Here is a 19,874-nt window from a genome sequence, read left to right as displayed (position 1 = left end):
CTTCCTTTGTCAACCTGGTAAAATTTTCCCTTGGACACTGCTGTTTGACGCTTCCCACTGCTAGCCAGTGTCCTTAGCTGTTTGGGAACTTTTTCTTACACACTTGCTATTTACAGGTGTGGGCAAACGCAGCGATTAAAGTTGGATGGAATGAGCAATTTTGACAAGGGGGTAATCGCCCCTAATCGGTGACTCAAAAGCCAAAAACCAACTATAGTCTTGATTCAACAAGAATATACAGTTGAGATATTCCTGAGTTTGATCTACTTTCCTCACTTCCCCTCCAAAAAGCGCGTTAATTTTCTGACGCAGCTCTACATGGCGTGTCTTAAGTCCACTCCACTGTTTATACTCTCAGTGATATCCTAGATATCCTAAGACTGAGGGAACGATCCGTACCTTGTCGGCGTTGAATCAGAATCACTTCATTTTGCTGAATTGTACTCACAAGGCAATTTTGTTTAACGATTTTGAATAGGTTCAATACACACCAAGCCTATGTTGTGCAAAAGTCTAGCTCAATTTTGGTTGGCACGGTTAGTCATGTGTGGAGAGCATCCGCTTGTAGAGATTTGGAGGATGGCCAAGCCGATAACAGCAGGAAAAATTCAGACCAGAAGTTTTAGGTTCCTTCCTTTCTCATTATGGCGCAAGCAAAATGTTTTTGAGGGAATAATATTAGCATATTTTTGTCCCCCTAAAGTTTTATTTTTTTTAGCACAACTTAACAAAAGATATTAGGGCATACTTGATATTGACAGACCAAATAATTCACAGGCATTTTGGGTGGTTTGATGGGCGATTGCCTCTACCGTTTCCTGACGCAGTTTAGCTACTTGCTCGGCGACATAAAGTACGTATGCAGGCTCGTTGCGTCTCTCGCCCCGTTTAGGAACTGGAGCCAGAAACGGGCAATCTGTTTCAATTAGTAGGCGATCGCTACTCACCATCGCAGCTGAGGATTGGATCGCTTTGGCGTTTTTGAACGTTACCGTCCCGCTAAAGCTGATGTAGAAGCCTAAATCGAGAAACCATTGAGTTTCTTCTGGCGTTCCTCCCCAGCAATGCATGACGCCCCGCACTTTTTCTCCTTTGAGTTCCCGCCATTTTTGCAACACTTCTCTGGTTGCCACAGCAGCATCGCGGCAGTGGATAATCACTGGTAAGTTGAGTTCAGATGCGATCGCCAACTGTGACTCGAACACCATGTACTGTTGCTCATAGTTATCAGCTTTGTAAAAATCCAGTCCCATTTCCCCGATGGCTACTACATTCGAGTCAGAACTCGCTAAGGTTTTGATTTTATCGGCTGTATCGCTATTCCATTTATCAGCATCTAAAGGATGTAATCCCACGGCAAAACTGATTTCGGGAAACTCTTGGGCTATGGATTGAATACTGGAAAACTCCTCCGGGTGAACACAGGAATGTACTAAACGCACTACACCTGCTTCTTGCCATCGCGATCGCACTGTTGCTAAATCCGGCTGGAAACTATCAAAGTTGAGATGAACGTGCGTGTCTATCAGTTGCATTCTTTGTCCTTTGTTGTTTGTCCTTCGTCATTTGTCCCAGTTCACCCTGCGTGAACGCTATAGAGGAGCCAGACGCTCGCGGACTTGCTAACGCCGGAAGCCGACGCTCAGACTTCTCTTTGTGTTTTGTGACCAATGACTAAGGACAAATGACTAATGACTACTCAGCTGTTTGTGTGAGGGGTTTTAGTCTGTGAGCCAATCTTGACTTTTTCCTTGCCCCATTGTTGGGGTGAAGAACACCCCGTTTGATCGCTTTATCGATTTTGCCGTAAGCCTCAGATAACCGATCCTGTACTTCTTGTTTTAATTCTGGCGTAGGATTAGCTGTATAGGCAGCTACAGCATTAAAGTATTTCTTCATCAGCGTCTTGACTGCTGATTTGTAAGCTTTATTACGCAATCGGTTACGTTCTGCGATTTCGGCACGCTTGAGAGCAGACTTTGTATTCGCCACAGTCAATTCCAAAAATACTATTAATTATGTACACACACTACTAGACTTACTAATATAGCATCCAAATTGCCAATGTTATAATTTCCTAAAAAAATTATGGGATTGGGTATGGATGAATAATCAATAGTTCTTCCCCTGCGTCCTCATCTCCTCATTCCTCAATTCAGTATGTTGTCAATTTAGGAAATGCGTTAAAATGAGGTACATCTTACAATAGTGACCCTAACTCACCACAACCTGGTTAAGCAATGTAATTGCCAATAAATATAATAATCTGTCCATAAAGCAGATGTATTGTCAGAGGCAAAGAACTGTAAAGAGCTAAAATTCCAGGGATTTCCAAGTATAGAACCGACATATCGTGTCTGTACACACGTTAACTACTAAAAGGTTAGGAAAATAAGTAAAAATTATACTCAGACCCTACCCCTGTAAATCCTGGGGATTGGATGTGTAAACACACAACCTTCACCCCGTAAGGAGTGAGGGGAGGGGCATAAGGGTAGCGAGGAATGGCACGCCTGCTTCCTGCCACTAGCCTACCAAGGCTTGTCGGACTGAGCAATTAAGTCGCCTTCTCAAGCAAACTATATGCTGGCAGCCTTGAGAGTATCAAAAAAATCCAGGTTAAGCTAGAGAAGAGAGTTAGAGTCAGCTTGTACACCCCAGTGGGTCAAGAGCAATACTAAATCTCAGGTGGCAATATTATAATTTTGGCATTGTCCTTACTCCATGCTGCGAATCATTACTCAGCAGGCAGACGTTAGAGCAGAACTACAACGGATCTGCGATCGCACCCATGACGAACAGGTGCTTCACAAAGAAGCAACGGTGCGGGAAGTTTTGCAAGCAGTGAAGCGCCAAGGCGACAAAGCTGTATTGCATTACACAGTCGAATTTGACAAACAAACCTTGAAAGCAGAAGAACTCCGAGTTACAGGTTCGGAACTAGATGCAGCCTATCAACAGGTGTCAAAGGAATTGCTTGATGCAGTTCGGCTAGCTTGCCGCCAAATTGAAGCGTTTCATCGTCAGCGAGTACCGAAAAGCTGGGTACACTTTGGTGACGATGAAGTAGTGCTGGGCAAACGCTACACCCCCGTAGACCGAGCCGGGTTGTATGTGCCTGGTGGTCGTGCCGCCTATCCCAGTACAGTACTGATGAATGCAATTCCGGCTCATGTTGCTGCTGTACCCCACGTGGTGATGGTGACACCACCAGGCCCAGGGGGTGCCATTAACCCAGCAGTCTTGGTAGCTGCCCAAGAAGCAGGGGTGCAAGAAATATATCGCATTGGGGGCGCACAAGCGATCGCCGCTTTAGCCTATGGCACAGAAACGATTCCGAAAGTGAATGTAATTACTGGGCCTGGGAACATTTACGTTACCCTAGCGAAAAAGCTTGTCTATGGCACTGTTGGCATTGATTCTTTGGCAGGCCCCAGCGAAGTGCTGGTGATTGCTGATGAAACCGCAAATCCGGTGCATGTAGCTGCTGACTTGCTGGCCCAAGCCGAACACGATCCAATGGCGGCAGCGATTTTGCTGACGACAGATCCTGCTTTGGCGAAAAACGTGCAAGTAGCCTTGGAAAGACAGCTAGTGGATCACCCACGGCGAATAGACACAGAAAAAGCGATCGCTCACTACGGCTTGATTATCGTTGTGGAATCGCTCCAAGCAGCAGCAGAACTTTCAAATGAATTTGCCCCCGAACATCTGGAATTGGAAGTCAAAGACCCTTGGGCACTCCTACCACAGATTCGCCACGCTGGGGCAATCTTTTTAGGTTACTCAACACCAGAAGCTGTAGGAGACTATTTGGCAGGCCCTAACCATACCTTGCCAACGTCTGGTGCTGCTCGCTATGCTTCGGCATTAGGGGTTGAAACTTTCCTTAAACACTCCAGTATTATTCAATACTCCCAAACTGCACTGCAAAATGTGGCTAGTGCCATTGATGTGCTAGCAACAGCAGAGGGTTTACCTTCCCATGCTGATTCAGTCCGACGCCGAATTCAGCAAGAAGAGTGATTTGGAACGCTTAATTTTTTCTTATGGTGTTGGCAAAAGTTACTCGCTATCTTCAAGTTAAAAGTTTGGATAGCGATACCTACGGTAAGCTACGCTGACGCACGCCATTTGCTATCCTGCCTTCAGTCACCCTTTAAGCATCCACAAATCGGGCATTACCGATGGTAGTTGCTTTAAAAGTCGGGGATTGCCGTCCGGCAGTTCCTTGGGGAGGGTTTCCCTCTCTAAGGATCTGGTGAAAAGCTTCTCCAGAACAGTTGCAACAAAGCACCAGCGTAAAAGTGGTGTGAAACTGACCTATGGCGCACCCTCAAATATATAAACTAAGTTGGCAGATAAAAAATTGGTTTAGTGTCGCTGCCGACTAATTTTGCTAGATACTTATATAAGGGGTCTACTCTTTAGGAGACGAGAGCGGTGCTAAATAATGTTTTGGTAGCTCTGGACGGTTCGGAAATTTCAGAACGAGTAATTCAGACTTTAGATAATTTGGCATTGTCAAAAGATGCCAAGGTTATTCTCTGTCATGTCTTTCCCACGCCAGAGTCAGAGATGGAACTACCCGCTGATCGTCCTCAGCCAGAGTCCCCAACATTTTCTTATTTTCAGATTGAAAAACAACTGCAATCCTATCAGGAAAATTTATCAGTTACAAGTGAGTTAGAACTGGTAACTGGTGATCCCGCCGAAGAAATTATTCGTATTGCCAACATATACAAAACTGACTTGATCATAATTGGCAGTCGGGGGTTGATGGGGATGAAACGAATTGTTCAGGGTTCTGTTAGCAGTCAAGTTGTAGAAGAGGCTAATTGTTCGGTATTGGTGGTAAAGCCGATTTAGAATCAGGTAAAGGCAAATACAGCAGTTTTCTTTTACATAAAGTACAAAGGTACGGGTTTTGAGGCAGGAGGTAGAAACAGTTTATATCTGATTTTAATTCCTGCATTGTGTACCTCACTTACTTGCAAACTGCTGTAAGAACAAGCCATAACCACAACCCTAGCAACCACGTCGCTTCTCTACAATACGCCGCGCAAAGCTTGCTTAAGACAAGGGGTACGCTCCGAATTCAAAATTATTTATGCATTACAATCCTCATAAATAAATTTAGTTATGCTGTATTTTTTTACACTTTTGTAAAAACAACTTACCTTTAAAGAGTGTCTAGCTTCTTTTGAGAAAAGCAAGACTTCTGAAGGATTTGTCGGCTGATTGAGAAGACACATAGAGACAAGGAAAATCCCCTTGTCCCTACGTTCAATAGATTTAACGTCCTTGAGTTGCCAGAAATTGACGCAAGCTCAACAAACTCAGCGTTTGACCCAAATTCAAGGGCAAAATTGAAATTCCTTCCAAGCGGGACTGTACCCAACCTTCTCCCCAGTACCATTCGTGAAACCCGTCGATACCTCCGCTGAGTACCAAGCGGAGACAGTTGGATTTGACAACATCCACTTGATGATGAATCGTGACTGGCCCAGTCCAGGTCGTAAACTGGAATCCGGGAAGTAGTTCTTCTGGCATTCCTGGAGCAAAACGTTGCCCTAAGAGCCATTTTTCTAATTGCACTGGATGCAGCAGACTGTCCCGAATTGCATCTGTTGATGCTTCGATTTCGATCCGTAGTTGACTTTGTTGAAAATTACCCAGCATTTTTATAGGATTACCTAAAGGTGAGACATCGCTATTTCTAATATTGCAAATACAATCACTGATTATTACTACGTCACTTTTCTCGCAGCAGAGAACTTAGAATAGAAAAAGTGAACTTGTTAAGAAATGTAAGGTTATTCATGGCGGATCAGTTAATTCGTGCAACAGCAGCCGAAGGTGGAATTCGTGCCATAGGTGTGATCACCACACGTTTAACAGAAGAAGCACGAGGACGCCACAAGCTTTCTTATGTGGCAACAGCAGCACTGGGTCGGACTATGGCAGCGGGCTTGTTAATGGCTTCTAGCATGAAGCGAACTGGGTCGAGGGTCAATGTCCGGGTTAAGGGCGATGGGCCTTTAGGTAGCATATTGGTAGATGCAGGCTTAGATGGCACGGTACGCGGATACGTCGGAAATCCATCTGTAGAATTGCCTCCCAATGCCAAAGGTAAGCTAGACGTTGGTGGTGCAGTGGGTGAGGGCTACCTCTATGTTGTTCGGGATATCGGTTATGGTTATCCTTACTCTAGTACAGTAGAACTAGTTTCTGGCGAAATTGGCGATGATGTGGCTCATTATCTGGTGAATTCCGAACAAACACCTTCAGCTTTAGTTTTAGGTGTGTTCGTGGGAGCAGGTGGAGTAACTGCTGCTGGAGGATTACTGGTGCAAGTTTTGCCCAAAGCTGCCAGAGACGAAGCCCTAGTAGAAACGTTGGAATCACGGGTAGCTGGCCTGGCAGGATTTACGCCGTTGTTGCAAGCTGGGAAGACGTTACCTGAAATCTTTAACGACTTGCTAGGAGACATGGGGCTGGTAATCTTTCCCGAACGGCAAATGCTGCGCTTCCACTGTGGTTGTTCTTTTGATCGCGTTTTAGGGGCACTGAAGATTTTGGGAGAAGCGGAACTGCAAGATATGATTGTTAAAGATGATGGGGCTGAAGCAACTTGCGACTTTTGCGGCAACGTTTACCAGGCAAGTGGCGATCAGTTAGCTCAACTAATTGCCGATTTGCAAGCTGAATCTACTGTTTCAGGATAAAGTATAAAAGGGCACTATTTTTTTAGATCGCTAATGGTATCTGTGGTGAGAGATCCTGGAAAACGTAGCTTTTTAATTATGACAAAGCTACTATGGCAACAATGGAATTATCGACCTAAAACAGAGCGCTATTCAATTATTTTGGTGTGAGAGATGACAGAGCGGGATATTCCAGACAGTTGGTCTTCAGCCAGTGGAAGAGAGCCAGATCAAAACAAAAGATTATCCCGAACAGAACAATTCGGTGAAACTCAGCCATTTGATGTCCCTGCTACTGGTTCTACCTCCAAGTCAGTGAAGCGGCGAAAAAAAAACGATACCCCACCCCAAAGGGGAAGCAAGCTACACAAAGCGTCTCGTAAAGAAGGATTACCTATAAATAGTCATTCAGAAGAAACTGCTCAACTCAGTAGGAATTCTGGCAAATGGCCACGCTGGATGAAAAGCTGGACATTGTGGCTAGTACTGCTAATGTTAATTCCCGGCAGTGTAGGATTCTTGGCAATGGCAATGCTGCTAAAGTTGCCAACTGCCCCGAATTGTCCCTCAATTTTCTGGCCCCTAGCGAGTGCTTCCGTGCGGCTACACTGCGCTCAGTTGGCGGCTTCTAAGCAGACAGTAAACGACCTATTGCAAGCGATCGCTCTAGTGAAGCAACTACCACAAAATCACCCGTTGCATGGAGAAATCGATCGTTTCATCGAAGAATGGTCGCGGGATATTTTGAAGCTAGCCGATCAAAGTTTCCAAACTGGAAATTTAGAAGAAGCGATCGCTACTGCTCAGAAAATACCCGAAGATGTGGCCGCTTATAAGTTAGTCGATGAGCAAATTGGCAAATGGCAGTCAATTTGGTCAAAGGCAGAAGCCACATATAACGGTGCGATCGCCGAAGTCCGGGAACGGCGCTGGCAATCGGCATTCATGTTATCCGCCAAAATGCTGCGTGTAGACAATCAATACTGGGCAGGTACTAAATACGACCAATTGAATCGTCTAATTGCCACAGCGCGGGAAGATGGCGATAAATTAGGAAAAGCCGAAAATTTAGCAAGCAGCAAAGTAGTCGATAATTTACTAGAAGCGATCAAGTTAGCCGAGTCCATTGGGCAGGAAAGTTATCTTTACCAAAAAGCTCAGGAAGCGATTCCGGCATTTGGACGCAAAATGCTGGAATTGGCACAGGCAAAACTAGACAAGCAAGATGCCGATGAAGCGCTGAATATTGCCAGACAAATTCCAGAGATTACGAAACTACAAGGCGAAACTGATGACTTTATTGCCATAGCTGACGCCAAAAGAAGTGCTTGGATAGGTAATGTTTCTGGATTAGAGGCAGCGATCGCTCAAGCACAACAAATTGATCCTTCCAGACCAGTGTATAACGAAGCACAGCAACTGATTGCTCGTTGGCAGTTGGAAATTGAAGATGTTGCTCATTTGGAAAAAGCGAGAATATTGGCTAGCCAGGGAACAGTCAATAATTTAACAGCAGCGATCGCCCAAGTGGAACTCATACCTGTAAGTAATCCCAGGGGCACAGAAGCTAGACAAGAGATAGGTCGCTGGCGTGCCCAAGTGGAGACAATTGAAGACCAACCTTACTTGGAACGCGCTGAACAGATAGCAATATTTGACGATATTAACTCCTTGCAAGCTGCGATCGCTCAGGCCAGCGAAATTCGTAGAGGTCGTGCATTATATCCAGAAGCACGGAAAAAAATTCGTACTTGGGTAGGAAAGATTCAGCGAATTCAAGACCAACCCTACTTGGATCAAGCACAAGAACTGGCTCAGAGTGGAAATCTCACCGCCGCAATTAGCGCAGCTCAACAAATTGCCTCTTCGGGAAGGGCGCTTTCTGGAGAAGCACAAACTGCTATAGATGAGTGGCAAGGGCAAATCCGCACTAGAGAAAACTGGAGAAAAGCCCAGGAAGCGGGCGCAGCTGGCACGCCAGAAGCTTTAGTTGAAGCAATACGGCTGGCGGATCGGGTTTCAAACAATAGCATCTTACGTATGGATGCAAATCTGGCTATTGACCAATGGAGTCAGCAATTGTTAGAAATAGCACGCTCTCAAGGTCAGTCTGATATTGCCAGAGGGATTGACATTGCCAAATCGATTCCACGCGGTAGTGCTGCTTACAGTGCAGCACAAGAGCAAATTAGAACTTGGCAGGAATTTCTCAATCCTCAACCGGAACCTCAGCCTCAACCGGAACTTCAGCCTCAGCCGGAATCTCAACCATTTCCTCCATCAACTACTATTAATGGGCAGTAATATCCTTATTAACGATTTAGTTAAAAGCTTTTGATTCAGCATTTTCAAAAAGCATATCAAAGATGTCGGGGTGTAGGGAGAAACTTGCCTCAATTTGTCTCAAATTACAACATTTTTCACATAGGGGGCACACATCTGTGCCCCTAGGAAAATTCATTCTCCCCATTCTTTGATGACAGAAAATAGTGATGAGTAATCATCATCAGCAAATGACATTTTCACGGCTGTTTGCAAGATTTGCCGCACACCTTTAATACTGCTGAGATCCAAACTCCGAGATTTGGCTTCAGAGATAAACAATTCTGTATCTTTAAGCAAGTGTTTTGTGGGGAAATTCGGATCGGCATAATTGCCATCCAACATCCGTTGTAGCTTTTTGTCAAAGGTAGGTGCGTAGAGTGAACTATCGCGCAATATTTGCATGAACACATCCACATCGACACCCTGACGTTGGACAAAAGCTAGACTCAGAGCAAAGCTAGTTGTTAGGGAAGCTATTAGTTGATTTAGTGCTAATTTGAGCGCCGCCGCAGATCCCACTGGCCCTATAAGTAAAGGTTCTCTCCCAAAATTTTGGAGTAACTTCAAGTAGCGTTCGTATTGTTCTGGCTCGGCACCTACCATGACACTCAATTTGCCAGCTTTTGCTTCTGGGATACTCCCTAATACGGGTGCTTCTAAATACTCACCACCACCTGCAACAACTGCATCTCTAATTTCCTGGCTTTCTGTGGGAGTAATTGTTCCCATTTGGATGATTGTGCGCCCTTCCAGAGTTTGCCAAGCGGTATCTGAAAGCAACACATTATAAATGGCCGGGGCATTAGTAAGCATGAGGATTACGCACTCAGCAGCACGAATGGCGTGGCGAGGATGTGTGACAATTTCAGCCCCAGCTGCTTGTAATGGTGCTAATTTTTCTGGGGTGCGATTGTAGGCAACTAGCTGTATATCTGCGGCTAATAACCTTTGAGCCATTGGTAGTCCCATCAGTCCAGTTCCCAGAAATGCCACCTTCATTTTTTACGTTCCTTTGGTACAGCGTAGGCGTAGCCCGTCGTAGACATCGCGTTTCCATTATTAGATTTTAATATTCAGTTATCAGTGAACAGTGATTTCTGAATACTTATAACTGTTCACTGACTATTAACTCTTACATTTGGCGATCAACCACCAGCGGCAAAAGTCATCATAATTATCACTGAAAGTAAAATACCAGGAGTAAGTAAGGTTACTAACATTAACAGGTCATGAGTGGACATAATTATTACTTTGGTAGTGTGTTTAACTTTACAGTAATCACTGTTATGCTAGTCTAAATAAGACTAATACTGCATTCTTAAATAGAGTTTTAACTTTTCAAAGTAACGTTTACTCTGGCAGGGTCAATCCTTTTAGTGGTTGAGAAATTTCTGTCTTGTGCAAACCTTTGCTCTGAACAAGAACTCCAAAGCCGCCCAGTCCTGTGGGATCTAGAAGTTGGTGTAGTGCATCCCGCCGCTGTAGTAATTGTGAGAGGGGTTGCTTTTGATCAGAAAGGGCAGCAATGCGTTCGCCTAACCCCAACGCCATTAAAAATAATCCTTGTTGGATAAAACCGACGTTCTTTAAATTGCACTTCTCGCCCCAGCGTTCCAAAGCCGTAAAGTCAACATGGACAGTGATATCTTGTCGCCCAATATTAATATAGGGGTTGTCATGGAAACGATGATGGTAATAACACTGTAGCGTTCCTTGCGATCGCCTGGGATTATAGTAACGACTGGCAGGGTAGCCATAATCAATTGTTAACACATAGCCGCGCTGCAAGCGGTCTGCTACTATACTCAACCAGTCTAGAGCAGCTAAATTAATTTCACTACGGTAGCCATCTGGATATGCACTTTGGGTCAAGTCGATTCCCAGTGAATCCAAATGTTCAGCTAGTTGGGGCGTTGAAGGTTCCCCTGTTACTTCTACAAATGCAAAATTTGACCTCTCCCCCAACCCCTCCCCTACGTTCGCGTAGCGGCACGAAGTGCGGGGAGGGGAGAAGGACTCACTTGAAGGGGGTTGGAGGGTTAGGTTTGATGTTGTCACATAAATTTCTCGTAGTTCGCCCGTTTCTAGGATGAATTGATGGACGGGGAAAGCATCTACTAACTCGTTGGAAAAAAAGCAGCCTGCGATCGCATTTGGTGGTATTTCCTCTAAATTGCACCAACGCACAGGGAAATCTTGCAAGCGTTGCTGCTGTTCTTGCCTTAAAGTTGGGGACTTTTCAACAATGATGTACTCCAGTGCAGTAAAAAAATCTGGGTAGCGTAGCTGATGATATTTAAGGATATGCAATGCCAGCAATCCTTGACCTGCTCCCATTTCTACCAGGGAAAAGGGTACAGGTTTTCCTAAAATCTCCCACATCTGGAAAAATTGTTCTGCTAGTAACTCGCCAAAGTCAGCACAGAGGTTGGGAGAGGTGAAAAAATCACCACCCTGAAAGCCAATTTTGACTGCATCGCTGGAATAGTAGCCATGCTCAGGGTGGTATAATGCCATGTCCATGAATTCAGCAAAAGTAATTCGCTGCTGGGGACTGGTGGTAATGTGATTTGCGATCGCAGCACACAATGCTGGATTTGAATCCATAAAATTTGAGGTTTTAGATTGGGGAATAGAGAAAATAAATGAATTATGAATGATGCAAAACAAAATTCATAATTCATAATTTCCCTAACGGTCTACAAACCCCATAATATCGACCACTGTGCTATGAGTGCTGGCATTTATTGACAGACAAAACTTGAGAAGTTTGCGGTTCTATGCGATCGCCCATCAATGCAACGCCACAAAATGGTTCAGCATCTACTAGATGCATCAAGTCCTTACTTTGTCAATACTTCCTTTAAAGCAGAAATCGACGGTGCAAAGAAGTAGCCGCCACCAGTAGGAATCACCCAGTCTTCAGGTGCTGTCAACTGCTTAGTTTGAGGTTTATTTTGGTCATCCTCAAGGTGGATAAAGAACTTGCGTGTGCGATCGCCGTTATTTTCACTTTGACCAATAATTGGATCGTGACCAAGAGTTAATTTACCTCCAAACTCGTGGCCGGTAGCCGCCTCCTCACTGAAGTTTGGATTGTTAGCCCAGAACCTGGTTACAAACTCAAACTGGTCTTCAATTGAGGTCTGATAAGCCAAAAAGTGGAGACCACGATCAACAAACTTCTCATCTTGTAGCGGATTGTTCGGCGTTGAAGGAGACACCGGGCCATAAGGAATACCGCGACGGAGCAAGCGGTGTGTTTGAGTGGTCACTTCACTGCGGTCAATCTCTTCTGGCCCTGGGCCTCCACCTCCTGGTGTTTTGTCATCGCGTGGATAAGTCTTGCGGGTATGGGCAATAAACGGGCAGCGCAGACCCGTTGCATCCTTGGAAGGTGGTACTACGTCGTTTTTGAAGAATTTTCCATCTGGTGGATCGTCACCGTTGAATTCAAAATCATTGTTGGCATTGTCATCATTACCCAAACTTGGGGCATCTTCTTCGGGCGTGCGGACAGTGGGAGCACCACTAGGCCAGCGACCAATCAGCTTTGCACTCACCTTTCGAGGGTCAGTGTCTAGGTCAGCAGCAATATCGTTCAAGAACTTGTGGAACTTATACACATCTTGACGCAATCGCCGGAATACAAGGTAAGAGCCATCATTTGCCCAGTGTAGTCCTGCCGACACAACCTTACCTTTGCTATCTTCCAAGGTTTTAGCATCATTGTTTTGACCCTCATAGCCAAAAACGAACTCTCCTGGCCATAGAAGATCCTGTCCGGGCTTGCCCTGGTTTTTATTCTCTGGGTTCTGCCGAGGAGTGAGAAGTTCTTTGGGATTATCAGAAACCCTGCCACGAATACCAGGTTGTGATATTCCATCCAGGTTGCCGAAATGCTCATGTCCAGACAGGGGTGGGGGTAAGTTGGCTCCCTCTTCCAAGAAGGTAATTTTGGCTCCGCTGCTCTTAGCGTTGCCTTTCCCATCTGTAAATGCCACAATGCTTTCTAAAATCCGCGAGACTTCTACCAGCAAGTCCGCGCGTTCGTCGCTGGCAATGATGAAAACCACATCAACTTTGCCATTATCCGGCCCACCCACAACCCAGCCAATAGGCTTACCATCCTTATCCACCGGGTCGTTCAAATCAGCAGCGCGTGCTGCTAGTCCAGCTTTAAAGGATGCATCCGTAAATGAGTCGGCATCATTGGTTAGTTTCTTCAGCCCCTCAAAGGAGAAAGCTATATTAACCCAGGTTGCCTTAACAGCACCTTCTCGGCCTCGCCGTAGTCTGCTGGACTTGAATAAGCGGTTGAAGGCAATCACTTCTGAAGCGGTGGCAATGAAATTGATCTGTGACTTAAGCCACTGCTTGAAAGCCTTTGGATTTTCAATTTCAAGGAAAAAGAGGGCTTGGTAGTCTTTATTAAACCCACCTAGAATGTTGCCTTGAATATTGTTGACATTGAGAATAGGCTCATTAGGCGCAGAGACGTAGAATGCATTTGCCTGTTGACCTTCTAACGGTTCAGGAGCAGGTGCTTCACGAATTATTTGTTGTGTCATGATCAAAGTCCTGTTTATGGTAAAACCTATTGGCTATTCCAGAATGGAAATATCAAATCAGTTATCCCTAATGGGAGCCTGTGTTAACTTATCGGACTTAGGTAAAAGATTTATGCAGCAATTCTACCCATATTTCATGGTTAGGAAGATTGCGTTATGTAAATAAAATATACATATTTTAAATAGGTAGTATAGAAGAGCAAGATAGCGATCGCAATCCTCAGCCCAATTAATTGCGTTCAAGGCAATTTGCTACTTAGGCACTCACCAACGACACCAGCACCCCATTGGGATCGCGGACATGAGCAATAGTTTTTCCTCCAGGCTGGGTTTTAGGGGCATCTAGTGTTTTTGCACCTGCCCCGATTGCTCTCATGTAAGCGCTGCCAACATCAGGAGTAATAAATGATATCTGGATTAATGTCGGTGGTTGTGTGGCGTCGTTGGCATGGAAACCTCCAGGAAATAACTTCTGTGCTTCGCTACTAGAAGAGAAAGCTAGTGTGGTGTTTCCGGTTTCGATTTCGGCCCAGATAGATTGCCCCTTATCTACAAGAGTGCGACGAACTAGACCAAAGGCTTTTTCGTAAAACTCAACTGTTTTAACTACATCGTCTACCCAGATGACCGTGTAACCAAATTTCACAGTTTTTTCTCCTTATCTAGAAAAATCAGTGCTGGCGAGGATTTCTGCTACTTAACTCTATGCCATTTGAATACACAGTGAGTTAACTCTCCAGAATATTACGATCTGTTGCTAGAGTTTGTGCCCCTGTTTGCATCATTTCTATATCTGATGGGGACCAATAATGAGGCCCTTCACAGTGATGTGCTATTAGCAATCCCCATAATCCTCTAGGTATGACAATTGGTACAACTAAGTTGGCACGAACCTGCAAATTGCCAAGAAAATCTCGGTGACAAGGCTGGATTGGCTCTAATTCAATATCAGCGATCGCCTTTACCCGTCCTGCTAAGTATAAATCAGCATACTCGTTGTTAAAACAATCATCTGGGCCAGTGGAACCAAGTATAGACAATTCTTTAGAACTCAAAGATTCAAAAGTCACCTGTCCTTGCCACTGCCCGTAAAAATAATACAACACTACCCGATCAACCTGAAGCGATTCTCTGAGTTGATTGGTTGTTTGCCGGACTAACTCATCGCGCTGCATTGTTTTAACAAGGCGATCGAGCAAATTTTGCAAACCCTGTTCACGGCGATCGCGGCTATGGTGAAATTCGGAGTGAGGATGAATTTGCACGGTTCTAAAATTACGACTAAGTAAATGCTACCGGATTTATATAGTAATTTATTAGACCTTATTTAAATACATTCTTGTATTTATAGCAGCAATTCAATTTTAACGGAACATAATACTAGTCAACCTCTTCGGAGAATTTAAAATAAATTATTAAGAAATTAATTTTTTTAATCTGCACCAGAGAATATTCAAAAATATAAATTTAAAATTAAGAATTTTGAAAAATTACAAATAATATGTTCAGTTTTTTATAGTTTGAGGCAATAAATATACTTCAAACTGTAATGTAATAAATCAGTTTGTATTCCTAGCTACAGACATTTGTCAGTCAACATCGTTCGAAACCTTCATAAGCTTTGGAGTTATGTTTGAGCGTTAGCTTGGTGTATGCCGTCGTGATTTTTACTTGTCAAGTATATTTGCTGATAACTTTATAAAAATGTCTAATTGCTTTATAAAAATGCCTGTTTACTTTCTCAAAATACTGAAATGCTTTATCAAAATGTCATTTGACTTACTCAAAATGCCATTTGACTTATTCATTTTGGTGTTTTCCGCAAGTAAAAGAAGCTTTTGCTTTCTCAAACTCCAGTTTGCTTTCTCATTTTGGTGTTTTCCGCAAGTAAAAGAAGCTTTTGCTTTCTCAAACCCCAGTTTACTTTCTCATTTCGGTGTTTTCCGCAAGTAAAAGAAGCTTTTGCTTTCTCAAACCCCAGTTTACTTTCTCATTTCGGTGTTTTCCGCAAGTAAAAGAAGCTTTTGCTTTCTCAAACCCCAGTTTACTTTCTCATTTCGGTGTTTTCCGCAAGGGTGTTTTCCGCAAGTAAAAGAAGCTTTTGCTTTCTCAAACCCCAGTTTACTTTCTCATTTCGGTGTTTTCCGCAAGGCGTAGGTTGCTTACCGTAGGGTAACCCAACATTATCAAAGCTTTGTTGGGTTGAGGCTTTGCGAAACCCAACCGACTATTCTGGGAACAAGGTAACGAGGTAAAAATTGAGGGTTTGAAACTCACGGAGATGGGTTTTGCTTGTGTAGTCGCTGTTTATAAGCACCCTTTTAATTATTTAACTTTTAACCAACTAAATATATCTGCTGGCGTAATTTGCCAATCTGCTAATACATCAATAACAGTCAATTTATCATTATTATATTTTACTTCTGGTAATTTATTAGGTTGAAATACCATCACAGATTTATCATTAGAGTCAATAAACCAACCTAGTTTTGTACCATGATTAATACAGAAAATAATTTTATCAATCACACGGTTGGGAAATTGATCGGGTGATATAATTTCAATTATCCAATCTGGATAAATTTCAAATTTATTGGCAATTTCCCCATCTTCATCAACAACAAGCCGCGACCACTCAAATACAGCAATATCGGGAACTAAAGAACGTCCTCCAAATGTACAGCGTAATTCAGTTAATGCTAAAGCTTTTTGCTCAGGTTCGCTTACCTGATTAATCTCAGTTGATAAACGAGTTTGGATTCTGCTATGTTTTCCCTGCGGCATTGGTTTTTGGTAGATTTTTGCATCAATATACTCACTAGCTGGTTGAGTTTCTGGTAATTGCAGAAACTCTGTTAAAGAAAGATTAGATGATAATATAACCATAAAATTTACTCCTAAAATAATTAAATTATATCTTTAAAGTATTTTAGAGGATGTGTGTCAAGTCTCAATTCATATTAGCCCTAGCGACTAGAAGTCGCTGCTAATTATTAATACCGCTTCTCAGTTAACGGTTGAGACTATCAATAGCTGACGTAAAAAAAATTTTCCAGCCAGAGAAGAAATGGCTCAAGAGTAAACGGTGCGATCGCACCATGTATTAGGCTTGATATAATCCCAGCATTTTTTCCTTCTCTCTGTGTTCTCTGCGCCTCTGTGGTTAGTAAAAAAAAAGAGCAGTTGCACTGTAATACAACTGCTCTAAAAAGTACTTAGATAGATATTATCTACCTATCCACAGACCCCATGATTACGTCAACACTGCCGAGAATCACCACAATATCTGCAACCTTCATCCCGCGCAGTAAATGGGGGACAATCTGGAGGTTGTTGAAATCCGCTGGACGAATCTTCCACCGTGCAGGGAAGACGTTATCATCGCCAACCAAATAAATTCCCAATTCACCTTTGCCACTTTCTACACGAGAGTAGATTTCACCTTTGGGAATCTTGAAAGTGGGGGAAACTTTTTTGCCGATGAATTGGTAATCAAATGCGTCCCACTCGGATTTTTTACCTGCGGCTAAACGCTTGGCTTCCAGATTTTCGTAAGGGCCACCGGGAAGTCCTTTAATTGCTTGGCGAATAATCTTCACAGATTCGCGCATTTCCCGCATCCGCACCACGTAACGGGCAAAGCAATCACCAGCGGTTTCCCACTGCACATCCCAGTCGAAATCGTCGTAGCATTCGTAATGGTCAACTTTCCGCAAATCCCACTGCACGCCAGATGCGCGTAACATTGGGCCAGAAAGTCCCCAGTTAATTGCTTCTTCACGGGTGATAGTCCCAATACCCTCAACACGTCGCCGGAAGATGGGGTTATCGGTTACTAAACGTTCGTACTCATCAACTTTAGGTAACAGGTAGTCGCAGAATTCTAGACACTTATCTACCCAACCGTAAGGTAAATCGGCTGCTACTCCACCAACACGGAAGTAATTATTATTTACCATCCGATAACCTGTGGCGGCTTCCCACAAATCATAAATCATCTCCCGTTCTCGGAACTGGTAGAAGAAGGGAGTTTGTGCGCCCACGTCAGCTAGGAATGGGCCAAACCACAGCAAGTGGTTAGCGATGCGGTTCAACTCCAGCATGATGACGCGGATGTAGCTAGCACGTTTGGGGACAGCAACACCTGCAAGTTTTTCTGGGGCGTTGACAGTGACGGCTTCGTTGAACATTCCCGCCGCGTAGTCCCAGCGACTGACGTAAGGGACGTACATTACATTAGTGCGGTTCTCGGCAATTTTTTCCATTCCCCGGTGCAAATAGCCAATAACTGGTTCACAGTCAACGACATCCTCGCCATCCAGAGTCATGATTAGCCGCAGAACCCCGTGCATTGAGGGGTGGTGTGGCCCCATGTTTAGCACCATTGGTTCAGTGCGGGTTTCTAGTCTGGTCATAGATTTCGTGTTCTCCGTTCGTGAAAATTTTGAATTGAATCGCCCAGATGCCAACCAGACCTGATTTATCTAGTTTGCCAAAATGAGGTTTGTAGGGGCAATCTATATAATTAGGACTCTACAGGGTTATGTTGGAGAGAGGATAGCAGCCGAGGAGTTGTAATTGATGTTTCATTTCGTTGCACCTCTTCAATTATTATAGGGAAGCTTGATATGCAAGGGATTGAGGCACAGGTTTTTTTCATCTAATCTCTTTTTGCATTTAAAATCCTGATGTTGTTAAATCCTGTTCAATCTTGTATAAGTTCGTGTCTAAGGCGAATGGTACGTATACAGCCAACAGCTATTTAGATTTTTGAAGAAGAATTCAGAAGTCAGAATACAGGAGTCAATTTATTTATCAAAAATAAAATTAAAGATGAAATCAGATTCACAAACACCGTTAGATTTAGAAGAACTGGCTTTTTCCCATATTTCGGTTTTGGGTCGGGAGGTAATTGAGGGTTTGGCGGTGCGTCCAGGTGGACATTATTTAGATGTGACGGTAGGCGGTGGTGGTCACAGTCGGCTGATTTTAGAAGCTGCGGCGGATGTGCGGGTAACAGCAGTTGACCAAGATAAAGATGCTTTAGCCGCCGCGCAAAAGAATTTAGCTGAATATAGCGATCGCATACAATTTATTTATAGCAATTTTGCTGACTACGAGTTTCCCCCTAACACTTTCGATGGTATTTTAGCCGATTTGGGGGTAAGTTCTTACCATTTAGACCAAGCAGAACGAGGTTTTAGCTTTCGCCAAGCTGCAAGTTTGGATATGCGAATGGATCGAGGGCGATCGCTAACTGCTGCTGATGTGATTAATAATTGGGATGAAGCAGAATTAGCAGATATTTTCTTTAAGTACGGTGAGGAGAGATTATCGCGGCGGATTGCGAGACGCATTGTCGAACGGCGTCCATTGCACACGACTACAGAATTGGCTGATGCGATCGCTTCTTCAGTTCCCCCTAAATACCGTTATGGGAGAATCCACCCCGCTACCCGGGTTTTTCAAGCTCTGCGAATTGTCGTCAATGATGAGTTAAAATCCCTAGAAACCTTTTTGGATAAAGCACCAAATGCCCTTGTCCCTGGTGGCAGAATTGCGATTATTAGCTTTCACAGTCTGGAAGACCGTCCGGTGAAGCATGGTTTAAGAAATTCACCTTTATTAAAAGTATTGACAAAAAAGCCGATTATTGCACAGGAAGAGGAAATTAGTAAAAATCCGCGATCGCGATCGGCCAAGTTGAGGATAGCCCAAAAGCTGCTGTAACTACAATGCAACCTTAAACTGTTCCATCTCGTGGCTCAGAACTGCTGCGAATATGCTCAATGAACTTAGGATAATTTTCTAAATCCTGTTCTGACTCTAACGGTGGCATTTCAATCCAATTACCTTCGAGATGCAGCTTATCCACATAAGCGTAGAAGGCTTCCCGATCTTCCCGATGAGCAAGAACGTAATCATGTAACTCTTTCTGACTCATTGCATGAAAATTAGGTTTGCTCATCCTATGTATCTCCATTTACCGTTAGGGTATATTTCTATAATATTTTCCTCACCTGCCAAGAAGAATAGATTTTTTGTTCGTTCATCCATACGAACGATATTAATAGGCAAGTAAAGCTTAGTAAACCAGCAGCACAATATGTAGCACTGTGTTTTTTGTTCTGGTGTAGGAATAATCTGAACTCCTTAAGATTTATTAAAGTTACTGCTGCGATCGCGATCGGCCAGACTGAGGATAGCAGAAAAGCTGCTGTGAGCCTTAAACTGCTCCATCTCAACAATCTGTTAACCTAGCCTTGTTGAA

Annotated in this window: 17 protein-coding genes; 5 read left to right on the top strand and 12 right to left on the bottom strand. The window is 43.8% G+C overall.

Translation table 11 applies throughout. From position 1 onward, the window contains the following. Positions 1–737: 737 nt before the first annotated feature. Entirely contained in the window at positions 738–1,535 is a 798-nt protein-coding gene (locus tag RM347_RS13150; RefSeq protein WP_322720332.1) for a TatD family hydrolase, read from the bottom strand. A gap of 160 nt (positions 1,536–1,695) precedes the next feature. Further along, complete coding sequence (gene rpsT, locus RM347_RS13145) at positions 1,696–1,992, bottom strand: 30S ribosomal protein S20 (RefSeq protein ID WP_322720333.1); 297 nt, start codon at positions 1,990–1,992, stop codon at positions 1,696–1,698. A gap of 732 nt (positions 1,993–2,724) precedes the next feature. Here rpsT and hisD point away from each other — a divergent pair. After that, a complete protein-coding gene (hisD, locus tag RM347_RS13140) occupies positions 2,725–4,026 on the top strand; it encodes a histidinol dehydrogenase (protein WP_322720334.1) in 1,302 nt (433 codons plus the stop codon). 417 nt (positions 4,027–4,443) lie between these two features. Next, positions 4,444–4,869 carry a universal stress protein gene (locus tag RM347_RS13135; RefSeq protein WP_322720335.1) on the top strand — a complete coding sequence of 142 codons (426 nt, stop codon included), beginning with the start codon at positions 4,444–4,446 and terminating at the stop codon, positions 4,867–4,869. Between the two features lie 426 nt (positions 4,870–5,295). On the opposite strand, the gene RM347_RS13130 is transcribed toward RM347_RS13135, so the two are convergent. After that, positions 5,296–5,682, bottom strand: a complete 387-nt coding sequence (locus tag RM347_RS13130; protein WP_322720336.1) for a hypothetical protein — start codon at positions 5,680–5,682, stop codon at positions 5,296–5,298. A 140-nt stretch (positions 5,683–5,822) separates the two neighbouring features. Here RM347_RS13130 and hslO point away from each other — a divergent pair, with 140 nt between their 5' ends. Further along, entirely contained in the window at positions 5,823–6,728 is a 906-nt protein-coding gene (gene hslO / locus RM347_RS13125) for an Hsp33 family molecular chaperone HslO (RefSeq protein ID WP_322720337.1), read from the top strand. Between the two features lie 153 nt (positions 6,729–6,881). After that, positions 6,882–9,011 carry a chromosome segregation ATPase gene (locus RM347_RS13120; protein WP_322720338.1) on the top strand — a complete coding sequence of 710 codons (2,130 nt, stop codon included), beginning with the start codon at positions 6,882–6,884 and terminating at the stop codon, positions 9,009–9,011. A 153-nt stretch (positions 9,012–9,164) separates the two neighbouring features. Here RM347_RS13120 and RM347_RS13115 read toward each other — a convergent pair whose 3' ends face one another. The 7 genes from RM347_RS13115 to RM347_RS13085 form a co-directional block, all read right to left on the bottom strand. After that, positions 9,165–10,031, bottom strand: a complete 867-nt coding sequence (locus tag RM347_RS13115) for an NAD(P)-dependent oxidoreductase (RefSeq protein WP_322720339.1) — start codon at positions 10,029–10,031, stop codon at positions 9,165–9,167. Positions 10,032–10,382: 351 nt separating this feature from the next. After that, positions 10,383–11,639, bottom strand: a complete 1,257-nt coding sequence (locus RM347_RS13110) for a class I SAM-dependent methyltransferase (protein WP_322720340.1) — start codon at positions 11,637–11,639, stop codon at positions 10,383–10,385. Positions 11,640–11,875: 236 nt separating this feature from the next. After that, complete coding sequence (locus RM347_RS13105) at positions 11,876–13,603, bottom strand: Dyp-type peroxidase (protein ID WP_322720341.1); 1,728 nt, start codon at positions 13,601–13,603, stop codon at positions 11,876–11,878. A 256-nt stretch (positions 13,604–13,859) separates the two neighbouring features. Continuing rightward, positions 13,860–14,249 carry a VOC family protein gene (locus tag RM347_RS13100; protein ID WP_322720342.1) on the bottom strand — a complete coding sequence of 130 codons (390 nt, stop codon included), beginning with the start codon at positions 14,247–14,249 and terminating at the stop codon, positions 13,860–13,862. A gap of 82 nt (positions 14,250–14,331) precedes the next feature. Then, the gene (locus RM347_RS13095; protein ID WP_322720343.1) at positions 14,332–14,868 is read right to left on the bottom strand and encodes a GAF domain-containing protein; all 537 of its coding nucleotides are present in this window, start codon (positions 14,866–14,868) and stop codon (positions 14,332–14,334) included. A gap of 1,060 nt (positions 14,869–15,928) precedes the next feature. Continuing rightward, entirely contained in the window at positions 15,929–16,489 is a 561-nt protein-coding gene (locus RM347_RS13090; protein ID WP_322720344.1) for a Uma2 family endonuclease, read from the bottom strand. Positions 16,490–16,833: 344 nt separating this feature from the next. Next, positions 16,834–18,018 carry an NAD(P)H-quinone oxidoreductase subunit H gene (locus tag RM347_RS13085; RefSeq protein WP_322720345.1) on the bottom strand — a complete coding sequence of 395 codons (1,185 nt, stop codon included), beginning with the start codon at positions 18,016–18,018 and terminating at the stop codon, positions 16,834–16,836. Between the two features lie 418 nt (positions 18,019–18,436). On the opposite strand from RM347_RS13085, the gene rsmH reads away from it, so the two are divergent. After that, positions 18,437–19,333, top strand: a complete 897-nt coding sequence (gene rsmH, locus RM347_RS13080; RefSeq protein WP_322720346.1) for a 16S rRNA (cytosine(1402)-N(4))-methyltransferase RsmH — start codon at positions 18,437–18,439, stop codon at positions 19,331–19,333. Positions 19,334–19,346: 13 nt separating this feature from the next. Here rsmH and RM347_RS13075 read toward each other — a convergent pair whose 3' ends face one another. Together RM347_RS13075 and RM347_RS13070 are read right to left on the bottom strand one after the other, a co-directional pair. After that, positions 19,347–19,571 carry a DUF6887 family protein gene (locus RM347_RS13075; protein WP_322720347.1) on the bottom strand — a complete coding sequence of 75 codons (225 nt, stop codon included), beginning with the start codon at positions 19,569–19,571 and terminating at the stop codon, positions 19,347–19,349. After that, positions 19,568–19,744 carry a DUF6888 family protein gene (locus tag RM347_RS13070; RefSeq protein WP_409339947.1) on the bottom strand — a complete coding sequence of 59 codons (177 nt, stop codon included), beginning with the start codon at positions 19,742–19,744 and terminating at the stop codon, positions 19,568–19,570. The genes RM347_RS13075 and RM347_RS13070 overlap by 4 nt, the downstream gene beginning before the upstream one ends. Positions 19,745–19,874: the final 130 nt, after the last annotated feature.

The sequence above is a fragment of the Nostoc sp. ChiQUE02 genome (assembly GCF_034531305.2).
In the GTDB taxonomy this organism is placed as follows: domain Bacteria; phylum Cyanobacteriota; class Cyanobacteriia; order Cyanobacteriales; family Nostocaceae; genus Nostoc.
The sequence above is the reverse complement of the archived record's forward strand: the minus strand, read 5'-3'. Positions and strand labels throughout refer to the sequence as shown.